The sequence below is a fragment of the Citrobacter sp. Cpo221 genome, assembly GCF_030332345.1.
Classification (GTDB): Bacteria; Pseudomonadota; Gammaproteobacteria; order Enterobacterales; family Enterobacteriaceae; genus Citrobacter; species Citrobacter portucalensis.
Map to the genome: position 1 here is coordinate 118,623 of NZ_JAOWIA010000010.1, position 7,920 is coordinate 126,542.

Below are 7,920 nucleotides of genomic sequence, written 5' to 3' on the forward strand. Positions count from 1 at the left end.
AGGGTTAAAGGGGTACCGTTCCGTTTCTGTGGTGCATTATTAAACAGAAAGCTTGATAGGGATAATCGTTCGTTGCTATGCTACCTATCGCTACGAACTATCGTGGCGATGGAGGATGAATAATGAATATTCGTGATCTTGAATACCTGGTGGCACTAGCCGAACATCGTCACTTCCGACGAGCGGCAGACTCCTGTCACGTTAGCCAACCCACGCTGAGCGGGCAGATCCGCAAGCTGGAAGATGAGCTTGGCGTCATGTTGCTGGAGCGTACGAGTCGCAAGGTGCTGTTCACCCAGGCCGGTTTGCTGCTGGTGGATCAGGCGCGCACCGTGCTGCGCGAGGTCAAAGTGCTCAAGGAGATGGCAAGCCAACAAGGCGAGACAATGTCTGGCCCGCTGCATATTGGTTTGATCCCAACGGTGGGGCCATACCTGCTGCCGCATATTATTCCGATGTTGCACCAGACCTTCCCAAAACTGGAAATGTATCTCCATGAGGCGCAGACGCATCAGCTGTTGGCGCAACTGGATAGCGGTAAGCTCGACTGCGTCATCCTGGCGCTGGTGAAAGAGAGTGAGGCGTTCATCGAAGTACCATTATTTGATGAGCCTATGCTGCTGGCGATCTATGAAGATCACCCATGGGCAAACCGTGACTGTGTACCGATGTCCGATCTGGCGGGTGAAAAACTGCTGATGCTGGAAGATGGCCACTGTCTGCGCGATCAGGCGATGGGTTTCTGCTTTGAAGCGGGTGCTGATGAAGATACCCATTTTCGGGCAACCAGTCTGGAAACGCTGCGTAACATGGTGGCGGCAGGCAGTGGTATTACCTTGCTGCCTGCGCTGGCCGTTCCGCCGGAGCGTAAGCGTGATGGTGTCGTTTATCTGCCATGCATTAAACCCGAACCGCGTCGCACGATTGGTCTGGTGTACCGTCCTGGTTCGCCGCTGCGCAGCCGTTATGAACAGCTGGCAGAGGCCATCCGTGGATCAATGGATGGCCATTTCGACAGTGCGTTAAAACAGGCGGTTTAAGCCATTTAGCGCCGCTACCCGATAGGCTTCTGCCATGGTTGGGTAGTTAAAGGTGGTGTTAACGAAGTACTCGATAGTGTTACCACCACCTTTTTGCTCCATTATCGCTTGTCCGATGTGAATAATTTCGGCCGCGCGCTCCCCAAAGCAGTGGATCCCCAGAATCTCTTTGGTTTCGCGATGGAACAGGATCTTCAGCGTTCCGACACTCATGCCCACGATTTGTGCACGTGCCAGATGTTTAAACTGGGCGCGGCCAACTTCGTAGGGAACTTTCATTGCCGTGAGCTGCTGTTCGGTTTTACCAACGGAGCTGATTTCCGGAATGGTATAAATCCCGGTTGGGATATCTTCGATCAGATGCGCGGTGGCTTCGCCTTTTACCAGTGCCTGGGCGGCAATGCGTCCCTGGTCGTAGGCTGCCGATGCCAGGCTCGGATAACCGATCACATCCCCTACGGCGTACACATGCGGCAGCGCCGTCTGGTACATGCTGTTGACCTTCAATTGCCCACGGCTGTCGGTTTTCAGACCAATATTTTCCAGCGCCAGCGAATCGGTATTACCGGTACGTCCATTGGCGTACAGCAGGCAGTCGGCCTTCAGTTTCTTACCGGACTTCAGGTGCATGATGACGCCGTCATCGCAACCTTCAATCTTCTCGTACTCTTCGTTGTGGCGAATGACCACACCGCTGTTCCAGAAGTGGTAAGACAGCGAGTCGGACATCTCCTGATCGAGGAATGCCAGCAGACGATCGCGGGTGTTGATTAAATCAACTTTGACGTCCATTCCACGGAAGATCGACGCATATTCACAGCCAATGACCCCCGCGCCATAAATCAGCACATGACGGGGTTCGTGGTGCAGGCTCAGGATAGAGTCACTGTCGTAAACCCGGGGATGCGAAAAGTCGACATCAACAGGGCGATAAGGACGCGAACCGCAGGCAATAACAAACTTATCCGCAGTCAGCGTTTCCACCGTACCGTCGTGACATTCCAGGGCGATCGTGTGTTCATCAACAAAACGGGCATTCCCCTGCAAAATTTCGCAGTGATTGCGCTCGTAAAATCCTTGCCGCATACGCGTTTGCTGATTAATAACGTTATCAGCGTGGTTGAGAATATCGGCGAAAGAAGAACGAAGGAGTCGGGAGTGGTCGCTGTACAGTGGGTTCTGATTGAATTCAATAATGCGGCTGACGGCGTGGCGGAGTGCTTTCGACGGGATGGTGCCCCAGTGGGTACAACCTCCGCCGACGTTATGATAGCGCTCAATCACCGCGACGCGCGCTCCTTGCTTAACCAGACCCATTGCAGCGCCTTCGCCGCCGGGACCGGAACCTATTACTATTGCATCGTAATCGTAAGAATGTGACATGGTCAGGCTTACCTGTTCTTATACATAAAAGCAACAGAATAGTAACATCGTTGTTGAGATAACCCAATTATCGTTGTGCTTTTTTGCGAAGTCGAAGCACAAACTGCGCGTAAACAAACATTCACAAAGCCATGCCAACCGCCTAATCTCTGGTATAGTGCCAGCAAGGTATGTGGAAGGATTCAGACATCGTGATGGGCGTTAGAGCGCAACAAAAAGAAAAAACCCGGCGTTCGCTGGTAGAAGCCGCATTTAGTCAACTGAGCGCTGAGCGCAGTTTTGCCAGTCTCAGTTTACGCGAAGTTGCTCGTGAAGCGGGCATTGCGCCAACCTCGTTTTATCGCCATTTCCGCGATGTGGATGAACTCGGCCTGACGATGGTGGACGAAAGCGGTCTGATGCTGCGTCAGTTGATGCGCCAGGCGCGCCAGCGTATCGCGAAGGGCGGGAGTGTGATCCGCACCTCGGTCTCAACATTTATGGAGTTCATCGGCAACAATCCCAACGCCTTCCGTTTATTATTGCGCGAGCGTTCGGGGACATCCGCAGCGTTTCGTGCAGCGGTCGCTCGTGAAATTCAGCACTTCATTGCGGAACTTGCGGACTATCTGGAACTCGAAAACCATATGCCTCGTGCGTTTACTGAAGCGCAAGCCGAAGCCATGGTAACCATTGTGTTCAGCGCCGGGGCAGAAGCACTGGATGTTGGCGCTGAACAGCGCCGACAGCTGGAAGAGCGGCTGGTATTGCAACTACGCATGATCGCGAAAGGCGCATTTTATTGGTACCGCCGTGAACAAGAGAAGATGACGCACCACTCCGAGTAACGAGAAGGACAAGCAATGAAACAGTCAGGTCAAGATAAAGGTACGCTGCTGCTGGCGCTGGTTGCTGGCTTATCGATCAATGGTACATTTGCGGCGCTGTTTAGCTCCATTGTGCCATTCTCCGTATTCCCGATCATTTCGCTGGTGCTGACGGTGTATTGTCTGCATCAACGCTATCAGAACCGCACCATGCCTGTGGGATTGCCGGGCCTGGCTGCAGCCTGCTTTATCCTCGGCGTTCTGTTGTACAGCACCGTGGTACGCGCTGAATATCCGGATATTGGCTCTAACTTCTTCCCGGCGGTACTGTCTGTAATTCTGGTGTTCTGGATCGGCTTTAAAGTCCGTAACCGTAAACAGGAAATTGCGGAGTAACAGTTGTAGCGGTAGGCCGGATAAGGCAACGCCGCTATCCGGCAATCTGAACAGGTAGCGCTTATCCAGCCTACGTTCTGTCTTACTTCTTGGTTAACAGTACGCCGCACTCCATATGGTGCGTATACGGGAACTGATCGAATAGCGCCAGACGTGAAACATTGTGCGTCTGGCTTAACGTTTCCAGATTCTTACACAGCGTCTCCGGATTGCAGGAGATGTACAGAATGCGCGGATACGCCTGCACCATTTTCTCCGTTTCACTGTCCAGACCGCTGCGCGGTGGGTCAACGAAGATAGTTTCACACTGGTAACTCTTCAGATCGATTCCCTGCAAACGGTTGAACTCGCGAACGCCGTTCATCGCCTGAGTAAATTCTTCGGCCGCCATGCGGATAATTTGTACGTTATCAATATGGTTAGCCGCAATGTTGTACTGTGCAGCAGCCACGGACGGCTTGGCGATTTCAGTGGCCAGCACGCGGTTGAAGTTTTGTGCGAGGGCTAACGAGAAATTGCCATTGCCGCAGTACAGTTCAAGCAGGTCGCCTTTTGAGCCCCTGGTGACATCAATCGCCCATTCCAACATCTGAATATTCATGGCGGCATTCGGCTGGGTGAAGCTGTTCTCAACCTGGCGATAGATAATCTCTTTACCCGCAACCGGCAAGCGTTCGTCAATGTAGTCCTGATCCAGCTCGATTTTGGTTTTGGTTGCCCGGCCAATCAGATGTACGTTCAGGTTTTTCGCCCGCAGCGCATCCCGCAGCGCTTCAGCTTCCTGACGCCATTCATCATCCAGCTTTTTATGGTACAGCATCGATACCACCGCCTGATCGCTCAGGGTTGTGAGGTAATCAATCTGAAACAGTTTGTGACGCAGGACGTGGTTGTTGCGAACGCCTTCGATCATTGCCGTCATCAGCGTGTTGATAAGCTCACTGGCTGCCGGGAAGCTGTCGACACGGATACGGTTTTTGGTCTGGCTGTCGAACATGATGTGGTACAGATCATCACCTTCATGCCACAAACGGAATTCCGCGCGCATACGGTAGTGGCTGACCGGTGAGCGAAACACTTCCGGAGCCTGTGCATAAAATGGCGTCATTAAGCTCTGCAGACGCACCACTTTTTCAGCTAACTGTGCGTCGTACTGTTCTGTCGGAAGGTGTTCGGGGGTCATGATGCGTCCTGAAAAATAAAAGTACGCGGGGATTGTAGGGATTGCTCATCAGATGTCCAGTCATTGATGATTTCCGATATTGTGATACGCAGTCTGGACAGTGGGTTGTAACAAACTGTAGCATCCGTTTTCCGGTCCTGTGAGTTAAAAGGGAATCCAGTGTGAATCTGGAGCTGACGCGCAGCGGTAAGGAAGGTAGGGGATGAGCGCACCTGGTGCAGACACTGCGGCATGCCGTGGGAAGTTATCGTCTCTTTAAGTTGCCTCCAAGCCCGAAGACCTGCCGGCTAACGTCGCATCTGGCTTTCATCATCGCGTACTATCGGTGGGACCTGCGGCATCCTTCTTATATTGTGGATGCTTTACAATGATTAAAAAATCGTTGCTGTGCACGGCACTTTCCGTCACGGCATTTTCTGGTTGGGCACAGGATACTAGCCCAGATACTCTCGTCGTTACTGCCAACCGTTTTCAGCAGCCTGTTAACACCGTCCTTGCCCCCACTGATGTGGTGACGCGTGAAGATATTCAGCGCTGGCAGTCAAAAGATCTCAATGATGTCATGCGCCGATTGCCGGGCGTAGATATTTCGCAAAGCGGCGGTATGGGGAAAAGCTCCTCGCTGTATGTTCGCGGTACTGAGTCCCGGCATGTCCTGGTATTGATTGATGGCGTGCCGATGGCGCGTGCGGGCATCGGTAATGCGATTGATATTGGTCAGATTCCGGTATCGTTGGTGCAACGTGTTGAATACATTCGCGGGCCGCGTTCAGCGGTGTACGGGTCTGGCGCGATCGGTGGTGTGGTTAACATCATTACGATGAGTGATGAAGAGAAATCACAGATCAACGCAGGTATGGGGACTGATGGTTATCAGACCTACGACGGCACGATAAATAAACGATTTGGTGACACGATGGTGACGGCGGCTGGCGCTTACCAGACGACCAAAGGCTTTAACATTCAACCTGATTCCCCTTACAGCGGCGACAGCGATCGCGATGGTTATCGCAACAAACTGTTCTGGGGCGGCTTGCAGCACAAGTTTAACGATAACTTCTCCGGTTTCTTCCGTGGTTACGGCTACACGGCGAATAGCGATTACGATCAGGGCTCTTATGGCTATGCTGGCGGTAATGACGAAGCTCAGAATTACACTCAGTCCTGGGATTCCGGCCTTCGTTACAGCTCAGGTATCTATTCCGCCCAACTGATTGCTAACTACCAGCATCTCAAAGATTACAACTATAGCAATCAACTCGGTCGTTATGCGGGGGATGCTACGCTGGATAATATGGAACAGCGCTATATTCAGTGGGGAAATAACGTTGAGGTTGGGCATGGAGCGATTAGCGGTGGTGTCGACTGGAAACAAGAAAAGCTGACTTCCAGTAGTACCACGAAATCGGACGCTTATAAACGTGATACGACCGGACTTTATCTAACTGGGCAACAACAAATTGAAAGCGTCACGCTGGAAGCCTCAGGCCGTGAAGATCATGATGAACAATTCGGCTGGCATGGCACCTGGCAGACTGCTGCAGGCTGGGAGTTTGTTGATGGCTACCGTGCAACGCTCTCTTATGGCACAGGTTTCCTGGCTCCTTCACTTGGTCAGCAATACGGGGCTACGCGTTTTGCTTCTTCCTATGGGCCGGGTATTGCAGCCAACCCGAATTTGAAACCGGAAGAATCTAAACAGTGGGAAGCAGGGATTGATGGATTGACAGGGCCGCTTGATTGGCGTCTTTCTGCATATCATTATGAAATTCAAAACCTGATCGATTACAAGAATAACCAGTACGTCAACGTTAAGTCAGCCACGATTAAAGGGCTGGAATGGACTGGGAATGTTACGACAGGCCCGGTAGATCATCACCTGACGCTACAGTATGTTGACCCGCGGGATGATGATACGAATAAGGTACTCTATCGCCGAGCAAAACAGCAGGTTAAGTATGAGTTAACTGGGCAGGTTCAGGACTTGGGGTGGAACGTTGCTTATCAATATATAGGTGAACGTTACGATAATGATTACGACAATAATCGTGATGTTAAATTGGGCGGTGTCAGCTTGTGGGATATCGGAGTGTCATATCCAATCACCTCACAGCTGACAGTTCGTGGTAAAATCGCCAACCTGTTCGATAAAGATTACGAGACAGTTTATGGCTACGCAACTGCAGGACGGGAATACACCTTGTCTGGCAGCTACACCTTCTGATCCCCGTCCCACCGTGCTGGTATTTGATTCCGGCGTCGGTGGGTTGTCGGTCTATGACGAGATCCGGCGTCTTCTGCCGGATCTCCACTATATCTACGCTTTCGACAACGTCGCCTTTCCTTATGGAGAGAAGAGCGAGGAGTTTATCGTCGAGCGTGTTGTTGAGATTGTGACTGCGGTCCAGCAGCGCTATCCCCTCTCTCTTGCGGTCATCGCGTGTAATACAGCAAGCACGGTGTCGCTCCCTGCGTTACGTGAGAAATTTGCTTTCCCGGTTGTGGGCGTGGTGCCTGCGATTAAACCGGCAGCGCGACTCACGGCGAACGGTGTTGTGGGGCTACTGGCTACACGTGCAACGGTGAAGCGCTCGTATACCCATGAGCTGATTGCGCGATTCGCTAACGAATGCCAAATTGCAATGTTGGGTTCTGCTGAGCTGGTGGAACTTGCGGAAGCGAAGCTACACGGTGAAACAGTTTCTCTGGAAGAGCTGCGGCGTATTCTGCGTCCGTGGCTGCGGATGTCTGAACCACCTGACACTGTAGTGCTCGGCTGCACTCATTTCCCTCTATTACAGGAAGAGCTTTTACAGGTCCTGCCCGAGGGGACGAGACTGGTGGATTCTGGTGCCGCGATAGCGCGCCGCACGGCCTGGTTGTTAGAGCATGAAGCACCAGATGCGAAATCAACCGATGAGAACGTCGCATTTTGTATGGCAATGACGACAGAAGCTGAACAATTATTGCCTGTGCTACAGCGCTATGGCTTTAAAACGCTCGAAAAACTGTCAGTTTAAGTGGTTTTGATGAAAAAATACGCACTCGGAAGATTATTTTAAATTTCCCCTTGTCAGCCTGAAATAACTCCCTATAATGCGCCTCCACTGAC

Annotated in this window: 7 protein-coding genes and 1 riboswitch; of the genes, 5 read left to right on the forward strand and 2 right to left on the reverse strand. The window is 52.0% G+C overall.

From position 1 onward, the window contains the following. Window positions 1-122 precede the first annotated feature (122 nt). Window positions 123-1,040: a DNA-binding transcriptional regulator OxyR gene (gene oxyR, locus OGY72_RS00605; RefSeq protein ID WP_003028858.1), complete on the forward strand. Its 918-nt coding sequence runs from the start codon at window positions 123-125 to the stop codon at window positions 1,038-1,040. On the opposite strand, the gene sthA is transcribed toward oxyR, so the two are convergent. Beyond that, window positions 1,023-2,423, reverse strand: coding sequence for a Si-specific NAD(P)(+) transhydrogenase (gene sthA / locus OGY72_RS00610; protein WP_003028860.1), 1,401 nt, complete (start codon window positions 2,421-2,423; stop codon window positions 1,023-1,025). The two genes, oxyR and sthA, sit on opposite strands and share 18 nt — an antisense overlap. Before the next feature lie 191 nt (window positions 2,424-2,614). On the opposite strand from sthA, the gene fabR reads away from it, so the two are divergent. Both fabR and OGY72_RS00620 read left to right on the forward strand, forming a co-directional pair. Continuing rightward, window positions 2,615-3,250: an HTH-type transcriptional repressor FabR gene (fabR, locus tag OGY72_RS00615; protein ID WP_003028862.1), complete on the forward strand. Its 636-nt coding sequence runs from the start codon at window positions 2,615-2,617 to the stop codon at window positions 3,248-3,250. A gap of 15 nt (window positions 3,251-3,265) precedes the next feature. Next, complete coding sequence (locus tag OGY72_RS00620) at window positions 3,266-3,625, forward strand: YijD family membrane protein (RefSeq protein ID WP_003825114.1); 360 nt, start codon at window positions 3,266-3,268, stop codon at window positions 3,623-3,625. An 82-nt stretch (window positions 3,626-3,707) separates the two neighbouring features. On the opposite strand, the gene trmA is transcribed toward OGY72_RS00620, so the two are convergent. Continuing rightward, window positions 3,708-4,808 carry a tRNA (uridine(54)-C5)-methyltransferase TrmA gene (gene trmA, locus OGY72_RS00625; RefSeq protein WP_126957411.1) on the reverse strand — a complete coding sequence of 367 codons (1,101 nt, stop codon included), beginning with the start codon at window positions 4,806-4,808 and terminating at the stop codon, window positions 3,708-3,710. Window positions 4,809-4,923: 115 nt separating this feature from the next. After that, window positions 4,924-5,110, forward strand: a riboswitch (cobalamin riboswitch). Between the two features lie 65 nt (window positions 5,111-5,175). Here trmA and btuB point away from each other — a divergent pair. Together btuB and murI are read left to right on the forward strand one after the other, a co-directional pair. Beyond that, window positions 5,176-7,032, forward strand: a complete 1,857-nt coding sequence (btuB, locus tag OGY72_RS00630; protein ID WP_149281851.1) for a TonB-dependent vitamin B12 receptor BtuB — start codon at window positions 5,176-5,178, stop codon at window positions 7,030-7,032. Continuing rightward, window positions 6,977-7,828 (forward strand): glutamate racemase, encoded by an 852-nt coding sequence (gene murI / locus OGY72_RS00635; RefSeq protein WP_003847829.1) that lies wholly within the window; start codon window positions 6,977-6,979, stop codon window positions 7,826-7,828. The genes btuB and murI overlap by 56 nt, the downstream gene beginning before the upstream one ends. The last annotated feature ends 92 nt before the right edge of the window (window positions 7,829-7,920 follow it).

Bases quoted from the DNA above. Each gene is read 5' to 3' on its own strand.
- oxyR (WP_003028858.1), top strand. From the start codon at position 123: ATGAATATTCGTGATCTTGAATACCTGGTGGCACTAGCCGAACATCGT.
- sthA (WP_003028860.1), bottom strand. From the start codon at position 2,423: ATGTCACATTCTTACGATTACGATGCAATAGTAATAGGTTCCGGTCCC.
- OGY72_RS00620 (WP_003825114.1), top strand. From the start codon at position 3,266: ATGAAACAGTCAGGTCAAGATAAAGGTACGCTGCTGCTGGCGCTGGTT.
- trmA (WP_126957411.1), bottom strand. From the start codon at position 4,808: ATGACCCCCGAACACCTTCCGACAGAACAGTACGACGCACAGTTAGCT.
- btuB (WP_149281851.1), top strand. From the start codon at position 5,176: ATGATTAAAAAATCGTTGCTGTGCACGGCACTTTCCGTCACGGCATTT.
- murI (WP_003847829.1), top strand. From the start codon at position 6,977: ATGGCTACGCAACTGCAGGACGGGAATACACCTTGTCTGGCAGCTACA.